Consider the following 13,832-nt stretch of genomic DNA (forward strand, 5'->3'; position numbering starts at 1 on the left):
TAGATATCTAACAAGGATTTTGACATGTTTAAATTTGCAAAAATCACCATCGTTGCTGGTGTTCTGGCTACGCTGACCGCGTGTACTGGTCATATCGAAAACACAAAAAATAACTGCAGCTACGATTATTTCCTGCATCCAGCAATTTCGATTTCAAAAATTATTGGTGGCTGTGGCCCGGCTGCGAATCAGTAATAGAAGCGATTGCGCAGATACAAAAAAACCGGGAACTTCCCGGTTTTTTTAACAACACAGAGCGCATTACGGCTTGGCGACAAAACCAATCGCTTCGTAAACGGCTTTCAGCGTAACAGATGCGCGGGCGCTGGCTTTTTCCGCACCTTCTTTCATCACTTTCTGCAGGAAAGCTTCATCGTTACGGAAACGGTGATAGCGTTCCTGAAGCTCGGTCAGCATACCGGAAACGGCCTCTGCGACTTCACCTTTCAGATGACCATACATTTTGCCTTCGAAGTGCTGTTCCAGCTCCGGAATGCTCTTACCGGTGACGGCGGAGAGAATATCCAGCAGGTTGGAAACACCCGCTTTGTTCTGCACGTCGTAGCGTACAACCGGCGGCTCTTCGGAGTCGGTCATCGCACGTTTGATTTTTTTAACCACAGATTTCGGATCTTCCAGCAGGCCGATCACGTTGTTGCGGTTGTCATCCGACTTGGACATTTTCTTCGTCGGCTCCAGCAGCGACATCACGCGCGCGCCGGATTTAGGAATGAACGGCTCAGGCACTTTGAAGATGTCGCCATACAGGGCATTAAAGCGCTGGGCGATATCGCGGCTCAGTTCCAGATGCTGTTTCTGATCTTCGCCAACCGGTACCTGGTTGGTCTGATACAGCAGGATGTCTGCCGCCATCAGTACCGGATAATCAAACAGACCGGCGTTGATGTTCTCCGCATAGCGCGCGGATTTATCTTTGAACTGGGTCATACGGCTCAGCTCGCCGAAGTAGGTGTAGCAGTTCAGCGCCCACCCTAACTGTGCATGCTCCGGTACGTGAGACTGCACGAAAATGGTGCTTTTTTCAGGATCGATACCGCATGCCAGATACAGCGCCAGCGTATCGAGCGTTGCTTTACGCAGCTGCTGAGCATCCTGACGAACGGTGATGGCATGTTGGTCAACGATGCAATAGATGCAATGGTAATCATCCTGCATGCTCACCCACTGACGCAGCGCACCCATATAGTTGCCAATGGTCAATTCACCTGAGGGCTGTGCGCCACTAAAAACGATGGGCTTAGTCATTTTTTGATTCCTGATTTTCGCTATGCGGAAGCCCGAGAGCGGGCAGTAGTTCATTAATACGGTTGTAAATAACGTCGGGCTGGCTCAGCGCGATCGACTCGCCGTAGTTGTAGCCATAGGTCAGGCCAACGGACGGACAGCCAGCAGCTTTTGCCGCCTGAATATCATTGCGTGAATCCCCTACGAAGAGCATTTGCTCAGGCTTGATGCCAAGCTTACTTGCCACCAGCAGCAGCGGATCCGGATGCGGTTTTTTATTCTGCACGTCGTCACCACCGATGACCACGCTAAAGTACTTGGCGATATCTAATGCTTCGAGCAATGGCGCGACAAACGGGGTCGGTTTGTTGGTCACCAGACCCAGCGGCAATCCTTTCGCATGCAGCGCGCCCAGCGTGTCGGCAACATCAGGGAACAGGAATGTCCCCTCTTCTGCGACATCGCCGTAGTATCTGTCGAACAGCTTACGCAAAATACGTACCTGCTCCTCGGCGGGAATATCATCATCAACGGGCGGTTTACCCATCGTTTTACGTAATGTTGCGCGCTCCTGACGGGACCACGCCAGCGCGCGCTCCATCAGTACATCTGCACCGTTACCAATCCAGGTGATAACGCGTTCTTCTCCGGCAACCGGCAGTTCCAGCGCATACAGCGCCATGTCCACCGCTGCGGCTAATCCCGGCGCGCTGTCGACCAGCGTGCCGTCGAGGTCAAATGCAGCACCCCGAATTTCCTGAAACTTATCCATGACTTACCTTCGCCAGTTCATTGCGCATTTCATCAATGACTTTTTTGTAGTCTGGTTGGTCGAAAATGGCGGAGCCTGCGACAAACATATCTGCGCCTGCTGCGGCAATTTCACCAATGTTATTCACTTTGACGCCACCGTCCACTTCGAGGCGGATATCGTAGCCAGATTCATCAATACGACGACGCACTTCGCGCAGCTTATCCAGCGTTTGTGGGATGAAGGACTGTCCGCCAAAGCCTGGGTTAACGGACATCAGCAGGATCACATCGAGCTTATCCATGACGTAGTCCAGATAGCTCAGCGGTGTTGCCGGGTTGAACACCAGGCCCGCTTTACAGCCATGCTCTTTGATCAGCTGTAAAGTGCGATCGACATGCTCGGAGGCTTCCGGATGAAAAGTAATGATGCTGGCGCCAGCGGCGGCGAAGTCCGGGACAATCCGATCGACCGGTTTCACCATCAGGTGAACATCAATCGGGGCGGTGATGCCATATTTACGCAGCGATTTCAGTACCATCGGTCCGATGGTCAGGTTCGGTACGTAGTGATTGTCCATGACGTCGAAGTGCACGACATCGGCACCGGCAGTCAGCGCTCTCGCGGTGTCCTCACCCAGGCGGGCAAAATCAGCCGACAGAATTGAGGGGGCGATCAAATACTGTTTCATCCGCTTCTCCTTGAGATTTATTACTTCGCAGGCGTTACGACTCCTGGTTTATACAGTGCCAGCAGTTCGTTCACCTTTTTACGCGTGCCGCCATTGCTGCTTATGCTGCGCCGCACTTTGACCTGAAAATGTTTCGCCGCTCGGTACCATTCACGGGTATCGGGCGTATCGTGGTTCGAAATTAACACCGGGATCTGCTTACTGACCAGCTTTTCTGCCATCTCGGCCAAATGCGCCTGCTCTTTCGGGCTAAAGCTGTTGGTGTGATACGCAGTGAAATTTGCCGTCGCCGAAAGCGGTGCATAAGGCGGGTCACAATAGACCACAGAGTTGCTATCCGCACGGTTCATGCACTCTTCATAGGAGAGGCAATGGAACTCCGCATTCTGCGCTTTCTCAGCAAAATGGTACAACTCGGCTTCCGGGAAGTAAGGTTTTTTATAACGCCCAAACGGGACGTTAAACTCGCCGCGCAGGTTATAACGGCACAATCCGTTGTAACCAAAGCGGTTCAGATACAAGAACAGTACCGCTCTGCGGAACGGATCCTCGCTGGCATTAAATTCTTCTCTGAACCGATAGTACACCTCAGCCTGATTGGTTTCAGGCATAAACAGCTCACGCGAAGCCTGCACATACTCATCGGTACGCGTCTTCACGATGTTATAGAGACTGATAAGGTCGCTGTTGATATCGGCAAGAATATAACGAGAAAAGTCGGTGTTGAGAAACACCGACCCGGCACCCACGAAAGGTTCAATCAGGCACTCACCCTGAGGTAAATGCCGTTTGATATCATCAAGCAGGGGGTATTTCCCCCCTGCCCATTTCAAAAAAGCGCGATTTTTTTTCATGCTGACTAACTAATTACACCTTCTCCGGCTGTGGAGAAAGCTCCGACAGCATCCTGCGCTTTAGTCTTTGTCCCGCAATTGGGCGAAACATCAAACCATTGCAGAACATATCCTATCTTACTTCAAATCGGCCTGAACCTGATGCAGCGGTTTTGCCCACGGGTTTTTCGCCTGAATATCAGCGGGTAACGTAGACACTGCACGTTTCGCGTCTTCTTTAGACGCATACACGCCTGTCACCAGAACATACCACGGTTGACCGTTACGCGTCGTCTGGTACACCACGTAGTTCTTCAGGTTTTCTTTCTTCGCCCAACCGTTCAGGTTGTCGTAGTTAGAAGAACTGCTGAGCTGCAGCGTGTAATGGCTGGACGGCGCAGATTTTAACGCTCCAACATTACCTGCGCTTTTCGCTCCGCCAGCAACAGGCGTTGTCGTTGTTGCTGTCGCCGTTGGCGCAGGCGTTGCGGTCTGCGTTGGCGTCGCAGTTGCTTTCGGCTCAGCGGTCGCTTTCGGCGTAGCGGTTACCACAGGTGCTTTAGTTGTGGTGGTCGGCGCGGTAGCAGTTACGGTTGGTTTTGCCTGAACAACAGGTTTCGGCTCTGTCGGCGTCGCTTTCACCGTAGTTTGCGGTTTGCTCTTCGGCTCAATAACGGCCTGTTTACGTTCCTGGCGCGTAGCAGCAGGACGCTCAGTCGTTTCCGTTTTCGCCGTCTGGCGCGCAGCATTACCATTACGCATCGGCGCAACGGTCGCAGGTTCGGTCGGCAGCGTAGAGTTAACCACTGCGTTGTTAACCTGCTCCTGACCCTGTGGTTGTGTCAGAGCATTGTTCAAATCGCCCTGCACTTCAACACGCTGCTGGCCTTCGGTTGCCGCAGGTGCCTGACCTTGAGTCGGGGTAGAGGAAATCGGTGGCAGGGAAACATCCTGCTGGGTATTGCCAGCGGTCTGCTCAGTGCCCGTTGCAGGTGTCGTTGCGCTCGCCTGATCCGTTGCATTGCTGCCAGAAAGATCGATGCTCTTCTCACCAGATGCTGCCTGCTCATTGGAAGAAGATGAGGGGGCTTTCAGCGCAGAACCAATGCCGATAATCAGCAACAGCAGTACCAGAACACCCACACCCATCATCATGTATTGGCGGGAGGCAGGTTTGCTGGCGGCTTTCTTACGCTTGCGCGGACGACGTTCTACACGCTCTTCATCCACGGCATCGTCATCAGATTCATACTCTTCTTCAATGTCCTGCTCTTCTTCACGCTCTTTGCGTGCACGTGCAGGACGGCGATCGTCAGCATCCAGATCAACATCATCAAAATTGATTTGCGGCTCATTATCGCGTTCAGACGATTGACGAGAACGACCAGTACGACGATCGCTGGGATCGGGTTTCAGCTCGTCTTCTGGTTTGAATTCATCCATTTAACACCCCACTCAAAGGTTAATGCTTACGACTTTGCACATAACCTGAAGCTAAAAGACCTACGTTTCGCAACGTAAGCCTGACCTTTCTTGTTGTTACGCCTGCTGGCAATCAGCAATAGCGTTAAGAACCACCTCGTGCGACACTCCGCCGCGCACTTCACTCTTCCCTATCGCTCGCGGAAGCACCAAACGAATCTCTCCCGCTAACACTTTTTTATCTCGCAGCATGTGCGGCAGATAAGCCTCGGTGGACATTTCACGCGGCCCATTCACCGGTAAGCCTGCTCGCTGTAACAGCGTAATGATGCGCTGCGTATCAGCGGAGGTGAACTGACCCAAACGTTCTGACGTACGGGCAGCCATTACCATACCTGCTGCGACTGCTTCACCATGTAACCAATTGCCATAACCCATTTCAGCTTCGATCGCATGGCCAAACGTGTGTCCCAGATTCAGTAAAGCACGTAAGCCCATTTCACGCTCGTCTGCTGCGACAACTTCTGCTTTCAGCTCACAACAACGACGGATACAGTACGCCATTGCCGGACCATCCAGGCGCAGTAACGCATCCAGATTGTTTTCCAGCCAGCTGAAAAATTCGCCGTCAAGAATGATGCCGTATTTGATCACTTCCGCCAGCCCCGATGTCAGCTCACGCGCAGGAAGCGTTTTCAGACAATCGAGATCCACCACCACGGAGGCCGGTTGGTAAAACGCGCCAATCATGTTTTTACCGAGGGGATGGTTTACGGCGGTTTTGCCGCCAACGGAGGAGTCGACCTGCGACAACAGAGTTGTCGGGACTTGAATAAAACGAACACCACGTTGATAGCTGGCTGCCGCAAAACCGGTCAGATCGCCAATCACGCCGCCGCCAAGGGCAACTAACGTGGTATCACGACCATGCGGTTTTTGCAGTAACGCGGTGAAAACCGTATCCAGAACCGTCAGGCTTTTATACTGCTCGCCATCGGGAAGGATAACGCTATCAACGTTAACACCCGCCTGTTCAAGTACGCCGCGAACCTTATCGAGATAAAGGGGAGCCAGGGTTTCGTTGGTCACCAACATAACCTGATCGCCCGATTTCAGCGGTAAGAATGAAGCTGGCTCATTGAACAAACCAGCCGCGATGGTGATAGGGTAACTACGTTCCCCGAGAGTGACTGTGATCCTCTCCATTACGCGACATCCACCTTAGTTACTTGTACCCGCAGACGAGTGTGTATTCAGCCAGAATTAGTTGCTTTCCAACATATGAATAATCTGGTTTGCTACGACTTTTGCGCTCTGATCGTCGGTGCGAATGGTCACGTCAGCAATCTCTTCGTACAGAGGATTGCGTTCGTCAGCCAACGCTTCCAGAACTTCACGAGGCGGTGATTCTACCTGCAGCAGCGGGCGTTTCTTGTCACGTTGAGTACGTGCAAGTTGTTTTTCAATTGTCGTTTCAAGATAGACCACGACGCCACGCGCGGAAAGACGGTTACGTGTTTCACGTGATTTTACAGAGCCACCGCCAGTTGCCAGCACAATACCCTGTTTTTCCGTCAACTCGTTGATGACTTTTTCTTCGCGATCACGGAAGCCGTCTTCACCTTCTACATCGAAGACCCAGCCCACATCAGCTCCGGTTCGTTTCTCAATCTCTTGATCAGAATCGTAAAATTCCATATTGAGTTGTTGAGCTAACTGGCGCCCAATAGTGCTTTTTCCGGCACCCATAGGCCCAACCAGAAAGATATTGCGTTTCTCTGCCATTTTTTCGGTACTACTAAGACTATTCGTTAATGGTAAACCCGCTTCGCAGACACCCAGCGCAGCAGGACATGAACTGAAACCTCATAAGATATTGCGAGAGTCAGACTGAAAATTATCTCAATACTCAAGCGGGTTTGGCAACTGAATAAATCACCAAACCTAACGCATTTCTGGTCGTGGCAGGCATGCTACCCTGCAAACATCAGACCTGGCGACGTATCGCGCAGTCAAATGACACCCAATAAGCCTATGGCACACCACCGGAAAGGCAAAGCGTATTCACTGCCGCATAAGTAAAGAAAAGTACCGACGCTCAAATCGGTACTCCTTGTATGCTAAATACACCCTCACGTCAAATCCCTGAAACGTGTTCAGTGCAAAAACAACGGCTTTTCATGCATAAGTTATTCCGTTGAAACCAGTCTGGGCGTAATAAAGACCACTAATTCGCGCCGTTCGTCTTCTTTACCATCATGGCGAAAAAGAGAGCCAAGCCAGGGAATGTCGCCTAATAGCGGCACGCTGTCGGCTGCGGATTTATTCTTATGTGAAAAAATCCCGCCAAGCGCAATCGTCTCGCCGCTTTTTACCTCGACCTGAGTTTCAATCTCCTGCTTGTCGATAGCCAGCACTTCGCCATCTGCCTGCTGTAGAACCTGTCCGGGAAAATTCTGGCTGATATGCAGTTTCAGCCTGATTCTCCCTTTCTGCAACACCGTTGGTGTTACCTCCATCCCCAGTACCGCTTCCTTGAACTCGACGGATGTCGCACCGCTTTCACCGCTGGAGACCTGATAAGGGATCTCACTGCCCTGCTTAATACTGGCAGGTTGCAGGTGAGATGCCAGTAATCGTGGACTGGCGATGATATCCAACTGCTGTTTTTGCTCCAGCGCAGACAACTCCAGTTCCAGTAAACGACCGTTAATACGGCCAATGTTAAATCCCACACGGGATGTGGCGGTGGCTACAGAAAGGTCGCTGGCGAGCGTCGTGACATTCCCAACCGCCCCCGAGTGTTGTGCGTCAGCCAGCGACCACTTCACTCCCAGCTCGCGCAAACTTTTTTCATTAATAGTCACGATATGCGCCGCCAGTTCGACCTGGGCAACCGGCAAATCCATTTCCGATACCCACTTTTCCAGGGTGTTAAGCGCAACGCTATTATCACGCAGCAGTAAGCGGTTGGTCCGTTTATCCACCGTCATGCTTCCCTTGGCACTGAGCAGCTTTTCTCCTGCTTTTGCCAGCTCGGCAGCATCGGCATAGTGCAAAATAATGCTGCGCTGCTCCAGCGGCATACTGGCCTGAATCCGCGCCTGTTCATTGTCCTGGCGGGCCGCATTTTCACTCTGCCATTGAACAGAATGTACATGCAGGATGTTTCCCTCCTGGCGTAATACCAGTCCGGCACTTTTTACCACCGTCTGCAATGCCTGCTTCCAGGGGACATCCGTCAAATGCAGCGACAGCACACCGCTGACATCTGGCGAAACCACCAGGTTTTTCTGTTCCTGTTCAGCCAGCGCCTGCAATACTTGCGTAACCGGCACATCATCGACCACCAGCGTCACGTTTTGCGGTTTCGTCGCCAGTGCGCTCGTTATCCCGACCGCCAGCGCTATTACTATCCACGCTATCCATCGCTTCATTTACCGCTCCTTGTCGTTGCCACTGCCACCGCGGCGGTTCGCAGTTTTTTTCTGTGCCGAGGGTTATGTTCTGGGCCGTTATCTGCGTAATCGTCCAACCGTTTTTCAGGACGTCATTTGGCTTAACCCGCCGCCATTTTTTCTGGCTATCCTGAACGATGCCAATGGGTCGCGTGCCCTGGCTCACCATGCCCTGAAAACGCCATGTCGACAGCTCAGCAATTTGGCAACGGTCCTCCGGCGGCAGGAAGGGATTACGCATACCGGTGAGCATCAGTACGCTTACGCATATCAACAGCCAGCGTTCAACCGTCATTCAGACGCTCCAGCTGTAGCGTTAGCAGCAGCTCCGTGTCTTCTGCGCTAAGCGAAAATCGGCTGACGTTCATCCCCTGATCCGCCAACTGGACAAACGTCTGCGGGATAGCATCCCAGGCCGATATCAGCGCCATCTCTCCGCCTTGCGCAGAGGGTTGCCAGTGGATAAGACGAGTAAGTGAAGTCTGAAACAGTAGTGGAGAGAACAGGGTCAGTTTCTCTTCCGGCTCTGCTGGTGATGCCGCTAACAGATAGACATCTCGCCATTGCATCTGAATAGCTGCCCGTTGCTGGACCAGCGTCTCGCGTTGCATCGTCCGCTCCCGCGCTACGGGATAAATACATAACGTCACCAGTATGAGTAGCCCCAACATCCAGCCGCACCAGCAGATGAGTCGAAAGCGCGGCGACTGCGCTAACCAGACATCACAGAGCGTTATCATGCGCACCGCTCCGTGTCAGTCGATAGTGGAATTGCCAGCGTCCCTGCGCATCCTGCTGCGTTTCACCGGGGCAGCTCAACTGAAACAATGGTTGCTGGCGTAATTGCGCTTCCAGCGCCTTCAGCGCGGCAAAGTTCAGCGTGTTTCCCGTCAGTTCCAGCGAGCCCTGCTGCCAGGTCATTTTTGTTAACCACGCCTGCTCAGGCAGTAATTCCGCCAGCTCTTGCAAAACCGACTGCCAGCTTCGGGTCTGCTCACGCTGTTTGCTCCGTGCCTGCACCTGTTGCCATCGTTGCTGGCGCTGCTGCATACGCGGCTTTAGCGCCATTAAGGCCTCGACACGCGTCTTTTCGGCATCTGCCAGCAACAATTCAGCCCGATTTTCTACACTCAACACGCTGTAGTAGCGCAACAACACGCCAATACTAAGCAGTAGCGAAGCGCTAAATAAGATGCCCCAGAAGCGCAGGCAAGCGTAACGCCGAGTCTGACGCCAGGGCAGAAGATTAATGGTCGCTATCATCGGTACGAGCCTCCCATAGCGAGTCCCAGCGCAATGGCGAAGTGATGACTTTGCGTTGGAATGGGCGGCTGGCGTACAGACACGGCGCTCAAAGGATCGAAGCCGCCAGGGGAGCATTGCGCAATGGCTGTCGGGGGAAGAGATAATGTCGTGGCAAGCTCATCGATACTGCCAATATCGCCCGTTGATTTACGTCCCCATACCGAACGGGTCGCCCATAACCACTGAGGATCATCACGCCATACCAGACACTGCTGATGTTCTGGCAAGAAGGGAATAAATCGCTGTAACGCGCTGGCATCCGGCGTAATCGCCGTAACGTGTACCTTCAACGTTTGGATAAGCGTCAGAAGCGCTGAAATCTCTTTGCTTTGCGCAGCAGTGACGTTAAATGCCGGGCTCAACGTGTCTTCGCTATAATCAAAATGCAGCGCATCCGGCGCCATATCGAGTTCACGCGCCATCGAACCGGACAACCATGCGGTTTGCTCTGGCTCGCGTAACGTCATTGTCGGACGAGGAAACTTTTTTTGTAACGTCCTGTTGGCGGGAAAAGAGAGATGAATATGGTGTCGGCGAGGAAGCTCCCGGCTCCACGGCAGCAGCGCGGCGACCAGCTGTTCAGGCTCGCGAATGTGGCCATCGACGATAGCCTGAGGCGTCAGCGGTATACGCCACCAGCGTTGCAGATACCAACCTGATGCTTCGCGAACGATAGCGACAGCCAGCGCTTCATGTTGCTGAATATGCAGACCAATTTTCCAGATATTGAAAGCCATTGCTGATGATCTCCTTATCACCCGTCGCTTTAACGGGTATATCAATGCGTCTGGCTTGCCTTTATACTACCGCGCGTTTGTTTATAAACTGCCCAAATGCCACTAAATGGGAAATCTCCAGTGAAGTTCGTAAAGTATTTATTAATCCTTGCAGTATGTTGCATCCTGCTGGGAGCAGGCTCGATTTATGGCCTTTATCGCTATATTGAGCCGCAATTGCCTGACGTCGCGACGCTCAAAGATGTGCGTTTACAGATCCCGATGCAGGTTTACAGCGCTGACGGCGAGCTAATCGCGCAATATGGCGAGAAACGTCGAATCCCGGTCACGCTGGATCAGATGCCGCCGGTAATGGTTAAAGCCTTTATCGCCACAGAAGACAGCCGCTTTTATGAGCACCATGGGGTAGACCCGGTGGGGATCTTCCGTGCGGCCAGCGTCGCATTGTTCTCTGGTCACGCGTCGCAAGGGGCGAGTACCATTACCCAACAGTTGGCGAGAAACTTCTTCCTGAGCCCGGAACGTACGCTGATGCGTAAGATCAAAGAAGTGTTCCTGGCGATCCGCATTGAGCAACTGCTGAGTAAAGATGAGATCCTCGAACTGTATCTGAACAAGATCTATCTGGGGTATCGCGCCTATGGCGTGGGTGCTGCCGCGCAGGTCTATTTCGGTAAGACGGTGGATCAACTCAGCTTAAGTGAAATTGCGGTGATTGCCGGTCTGCCAAAAGCGCCGTCAACCTTCAACCCGCTCTATTCGATGGACCGTGCAACCGCGCGACGTAACGTTGTACTGTCGCGTATGTTGAGCGAAAACTACATCACGCAAGCCCAGTACGATCAGGCGCGCGGCGAGGCCATTGACGCCAACTACCACGCGCCGGAAATCGCTTTCTCTGCACCGTATCTGTCTGAAATGGTGCGCCAGGAGATGTATAACCGTTATGGCGAGAAAGCCTATGAAGACGGGTATCGCATCACCACCACCATTACGCGCAAAGTACAGCAGGCAGCTCAGCAGGCAGTACGTAACAACGTGATGGATTACGACATGCGCCACGGCTACCGCGGCCCGTCGAACGTGCTATGGAAAGTGGGCGAAAGCAGTTGGGACAGCAAGAAAATTACCGATACGCTGAAAGCGCTGCCGACTTATGGCCCCCTGCTGCCGGCGGTTGTTACCAGCGCCAATCCACAGGAAGCCATTGCCGCGCTGGCGGATGGTACATCAGTGTCATTACGGATGGATGGTATGCGCTGGGCGCGTCCTTACCGTTCGGATACTCAACAAGGCCCAACGCCGCGTAAAGTGACCGACGTAGTACAGACTGGCCAGCAAATCTGGGTACGCCAGGTGGGCGATGCCTGGTGGCTGGCGCAAGTGCCGGATGTCAACTCCGCCCTGGTCTCCATCAATCCGCAAAACGGCGCGGTGCTGGCGCTGGTTGGTGGTTTTGACTTCAACCAGAGCAAGTTTAACCGTGCAACCCAGGCGTTACGCCAGGTGGGCTCCAACATCAAGCCATTCCTGTATACTGCCGCAATGGATAAAGGTCTGACGCTGGCGAGCATGCTCAACGACGTGCCGATCTCCCGCTGGGATGCCGGTGCTGGTTCCGACTGGCAGCCGAAGAACTCCCCGCCGCAGTACGCCGGTCCTATCCGCTTACGTCAGGGGCTGGGTCAGTCGAAAAACGTGGTGATGGTACGCGCCATGCGCGCCATGGGCGTGGATTACGCGGCAGAGTATCTGCAACGTTTCGGTTTCCCGGCACAGAACATTGTGCATACCGAGTCACTGGCGCTGGGTTCGGCTTCGTTCACGCCGTTGCAGGTGGCGCGTGGTTACGCGGTGATGTCTAACGGCGGCTTCCTGGTCGATCCGTATTTCATCAGTAAGATCGAAAGCGATATGGGCGGCGTTATCTTCGAAGCGAAGCCGAAAATTGCCTGCCCGGAATGCGATATTCCGGTGATATATGGCGATACCCAGAAATCTAATGTGCTGGAAAACAGTAACGTAGAAGATGTCGCCGTCTCGCAGGAACAGCAGAATGCCGCCGTGCCTATGCCGCAACTTGAGCAGGCAAACCAGGCTCTGGTCGCGCAAAGCGGCACACAAGAGTACGCTCCGCACGTGATCAACACGCCGCTGGCCTTCCTGATTAAAAGCGCGCTGAACACCAATATCTTTGGTGAACCAGGCTGGATGGGAACCGGATGGCGAGCAGGTCGCGATTTACAGCGTCATGATATCGGCGGGAAAACCGGGACTACCAACAGCTCTAAAGATGCGTGGTTCTCCGGTTACGGACCAGGGGTAGTAACGTCGGTATGGATCGGCTTTGATGACCATCGCCGCAACCTTGGTCATACAACGGCTTCCGGCGCGATCAAAGACCAAATCTCCGGCTACGAAGGCGGTGCGAAGAGTGCACAGCCTGCATGGGATGCTTACATGAAATCCGTGCTGGAAGGTGTGCCTGAACAGCCGCTGACGCCACCACCGGGTATCGTGACGGTCAATATCGATCGCAGTACCGGTCAACTGGCGAGCGGCGGTAACAGCCGTGCAGAGTATTTCATTGAAGGTACTCAGCCAACGCAGCAGGCGGTACACGAGGTAGGGACAACCATTATCGATAATGGTGAGACACACGAACTGTTCTGATCGATTGCCGGATGGCGCTTCGCTTATCCGGCCTACAATTTCGGTACAATTATTTGATCTTCCGGAATTTTGTAGGCTGGATAAGGTATCAGTTGGCAATCGTAATTAAAGCCGTCCCTGCCCTTTCAGCCATTCACGGACGAGGAACAGCGCACTGACATTACGTGCTTCATGAAAATCAGGATCTTCCAGCAGGTCCATCAAATGCGCCAGCGGCCAGCGCACCTGCGGTAATGGCTCGGGTTCATCACCCTCCAGCGATTCAGGATATAAGTCCTCTGCCACCACGATGTTCATCTTGCTGGAGAAATAAGATGGCGCCATGCTGAGTTTCTTTAAAAACGTCAGATCTTTTGCGCCAAACCCCACCTCTTCTTTCAGCTCCCGATTCGCCGCCTCAAACACGCTTTCGCCAGGATCGATTAATCCCTTGGAAAAACCCAGTTCGTAGGACTCGGTCCCGACCGCGTATTCGCGAATAAGGATCAGATGGTCGTCAACAATCGGCACAATCATTACCGCTTCACGCGTGGATGGACGCATACGTTCATAAACGCGGCGTACGCCATTGCTGAACTCAAGGTCCACGCTTTCGACCTTAAACAGCCGGGATTGGGCGATGGTTTCCACTTTCAAAATCGTGGGTTTCTGTAATGATTTGCTCATTGTGAGGATCTTTGCTGTGAAATCTGGGGTTATTGTGCGATATACCGCACG

The 13,832-nt window shown here is 53.1% G+C and carries 15 protein-coding genes; 2 read left to right on the forward strand and 13 right to left on the reverse strand.

From position 1 onward, the window contains the following. Positions 1 to 24 precede the first annotated feature (24 nt). A complete protein-coding gene (locus tag OGY04_RS22075; protein WP_048236937.1) occupies positions 25 to 195 on the forward strand; it encodes a YhfL family protein in 171 nt (56 codons plus the stop codon). Positions 196 to 261: 66 nt separating this feature from the next. On the opposite strand, the gene trpS is transcribed toward OGY04_RS22075, so the two are convergent. The 12 genes from trpS to OGY04_RS22135 form a co-directional block, all read right to left on the reverse strand. Further along, positions 262 to 1,266, reverse strand: a complete 1,005-nt coding sequence (trpS, locus tag OGY04_RS22080) for a tryptophan--tRNA ligase (protein ID WP_003827687.1) — start codon at positions 1,264 to 1,266, stop codon at positions 262 to 264. Continuing rightward, entirely contained in the window at positions 1,259 to 2,017 is a 759-nt protein-coding gene (gene gph / locus OGY04_RS22085) for a phosphoglycolate phosphatase (protein WP_286586028.1), read from the reverse strand. The genes trpS and gph overlap by 8 nt, the downstream gene beginning before the upstream one ends. Further along, the gene (rpe, locus tag OGY04_RS22090; RefSeq protein WP_003023561.1) at positions 2,010 to 2,687 is read right to left on the reverse strand and encodes a ribulose-phosphate 3-epimerase; all 678 of its coding nucleotides are present in this window, start codon (positions 2,685 to 2,687) and stop codon (positions 2,010 to 2,012) included. The genes gph and rpe overlap by 8 nt, the downstream gene beginning before the upstream one ends. A gap of 20 nt (positions 2,688 to 2,707) precedes the next feature. Then, positions 2,708 to 3,541 (reverse strand): adenine-specific DNA-methyltransferase, encoded by an 834-nt coding sequence (gene dam / locus OGY04_RS22095; protein WP_286586029.1) that lies wholly within the window; start codon positions 3,539 to 3,541, stop codon positions 2,708 to 2,710. Between the two features lie 117 nt (positions 3,542 to 3,658). Then, positions 3,659 to 4,963: a cell division protein DamX gene (gene damX, locus OGY04_RS22100; protein WP_286586030.1), complete on the reverse strand. Its 1,305-nt coding sequence runs from the start codon at positions 4,961 to 4,963 to the stop codon at positions 3,659 to 3,661. A gap of 96 nt (positions 4,964 to 5,059) precedes the next feature. After that, a complete protein-coding gene (aroB, locus tag OGY04_RS22105) occupies positions 5,060 to 6,148 on the reverse strand; it encodes a 3-dehydroquinate synthase (protein WP_286586031.1) in 1,089 nt (362 codons plus the stop codon). Positions 6,149 to 6,205: 57 nt separating this feature from the next. Beyond that, positions 6,206 to 6,727: a shikimate kinase AroK gene (aroK, locus tag OGY04_RS22110; protein ID WP_003023552.1), complete on the reverse strand. Its 522-nt coding sequence runs from the start codon at positions 6,725 to 6,727 to the stop codon at positions 6,206 to 6,208. A gap of 404 nt (positions 6,728 to 7,131) precedes the next feature. After that, entirely contained in the window at positions 7,132 to 8,379 is a 1,248-nt protein-coding gene (gene hofQ / locus OGY04_RS22115; protein ID WP_286586032.1) for a DNA uptake porin HofQ, read from the reverse strand. Next, on the reverse strand, positions 8,282 to 8,695 hold the full coding sequence (locus OGY04_RS22120) for a HofP DNA utilization family protein (protein ID WP_057067153.1): 414 nt from the start codon (positions 8,693 to 8,695) through the stop codon (positions 8,282 to 8,284). Before OGY04_RS22120 ends, hofQ begins: the two co-directional genes overlap by 98 nt. Further along, complete coding sequence (locus OGY04_RS22125) at positions 8,685 to 9,140, reverse strand: HofO family protein (protein ID WP_153752103.1); 456 nt, start codon at positions 9,138 to 9,140, stop codon at positions 8,685 to 8,687. The genes OGY04_RS22120 and OGY04_RS22125 overlap by 11 nt, the downstream gene beginning before the upstream one ends. Then, entirely contained in the window at positions 9,124 to 9,663 is a 540-nt protein-coding gene (locus OGY04_RS22130) for a PilN domain-containing protein (protein ID WP_153752102.1), read from the reverse strand. Before OGY04_RS22130 ends, OGY04_RS22125 begins: the two co-directional genes overlap by 17 nt. Next, the gene (locus tag OGY04_RS22135; RefSeq protein WP_167820477.1) at positions 9,660 to 10,442 is read right to left on the reverse strand and encodes a type IV pilus biogenesis protein PilM; all 783 of its coding nucleotides are present in this window, start codon (positions 10,440 to 10,442) and stop codon (positions 9,660 to 9,662) included. The genes OGY04_RS22130 and OGY04_RS22135 overlap by 4 nt, the downstream gene beginning before the upstream one ends. A 120-nt stretch (positions 10,443 to 10,562) precedes the next feature. Between OGY04_RS22135 and mrcA the strand changes: the two genes are divergently transcribed. Next, entirely contained in the window at positions 10,563 to 13,115 is a 2,553-nt protein-coding gene (mrcA, locus tag OGY04_RS22140; protein WP_003827669.1) for a peptidoglycan glycosyltransferase/peptidoglycan DD-transpeptidase MrcA, read from the forward strand. 105 nt (positions 13,116 to 13,220) lie between these two features. Here the strand turns inward: mrcA and nudE are convergent, their stop codons facing one another. Then, positions 13,221 to 13,781 carry an ADP compounds hydrolase NudE gene (gene nudE, locus OGY04_RS22145; RefSeq protein WP_048236942.1) on the reverse strand — a complete coding sequence of 187 codons (561 nt, stop codon included), beginning with the start codon at positions 13,779 to 13,781 and terminating at the stop codon, positions 13,221 to 13,223. Positions 13,782 to 13,832: the final 51 nt, after the last annotated feature.

The sequence above is a fragment of the Citrobacter sp. Cpo091 genome (assembly GCF_030332645.1).
Lineage (GTDB): Bacteria > Pseudomonadota > Gammaproteobacteria > Enterobacterales > Enterobacteriaceae > Citrobacter > Citrobacter portucalensis.